This window comes from Microbispora corallina (assembly GCF_016863035.1).
In the GTDB taxonomy this organism is placed as follows: Bacteria; Actinomycetota; Actinomycetes; order Streptosporangiales; family Streptosporangiaceae; genus Microbispora; species Microbispora corallina.
The window spans coordinates 1-1,063 of record NZ_BOOC01000095.1 but is presented as its reverse complement, the minus strand read 5'-3'; the positions used below and the strand labels follow the sequence as shown (position 1 = coordinate 1,063).

Below are 1,063 nucleotides of genomic sequence, written 5' to 3'. Positions count from 1 at the left end.
CGGGCCGAGGCAACGACCTGTGGTACCAGGGGTCGTCCGTCGTCCCCGGCTCGCCCCAGAGCAAGCCCGCGACCGCGACCACCGAGTCGCTCACCGTGGGGGGCGGCAAGGCGTACTCGCTGTACATCAACCCCGGCAACAGCTACTGGCGCGACGGCCACCTCACCGGCGTGCCGACCGGCAGCGCACCCGAGGGCATGTACATGGTGACCAGCGGCACGCACGTCAACAGCGGCTGCTGCTTCGACTACGGCAACAGCGAGACCACCCGCAAGGCCGACGCCGCCGGGGCCATGGACGCCATCAACTTCAGCAAGCAGTGCTGGTTCGGCGGCTGCTCGGGCAGCGGCCCGTGGGTGCAGGCCGACCTGGAATGGGGCTTGTACCCCGGCGGCAGCCAGTCGTGGAACCCCAACCAGCGGGCCTTCACCAGCAAGTTCGTCACCGCCACGCTGAAGAACAACGGCACGTCCCGCTTCGCCATGAAGGGCAGTAACGCCCAGTCCGGCAGCCTCTACACCCTGTACGACGGCTCACTGCCCGGCGGCTACAGCCCCATGAAGAAGCAGGGCGCGATCATCCTCGGCAGCGGCGGCGACTGCTGCAAGCCCGACGGCGGCGCCAACCTCAGCGCCGGCACCTTCTACGAAGGCGCCATGGTCGCGGGCTACCCCTCCGACGCCACCGAGAACGCCGTCCAGGCCGACATCGTCGCCGCCGGCTACCGCTGACCCCCTGATCAGCGGTCCCGATGCGCCGGCTGTCCGTCCAACCGGACAGCCGGCGTCCGGGCGAGAGCGATCCCCAGACGTCCGTCGTCGACGGCAGCCTGACCGCCGTCGGCGCCGGCACATGCCTGGACGTGCCGTACAGCGCCACGGCCGACGGCGCCACAGCTCCAGACCTGGACCTGCGACGGGCAGGCCAACCAGCGCTGGACCCACGTCCGAGCGAGACGTGCGACCGGCCTGATCACCACCCCAGAGGAAACGTGTGAAAACCACCCGACAGAAGAAGCAGTCCCTGGCCAGACGCGGGCTCACCTGGATCGTGGGCATGCTGT

Annotated in this window: 1 protein-coding gene; it reads left to right on the top strand. The window is 69.6% G+C overall.

All coding sequences use genetic code 11. The features are described 5' to 3' along the window. On the top strand, nucleotides 1-731 hold a 731-nt coding region (locus Mco01_RS38680; protein WP_204061791.1), incomplete at its 5' end, for an arabinofuranosidase catalytic domain-containing protein. Nucleotides 732-1,063: the final 332 nt, after the last annotated feature.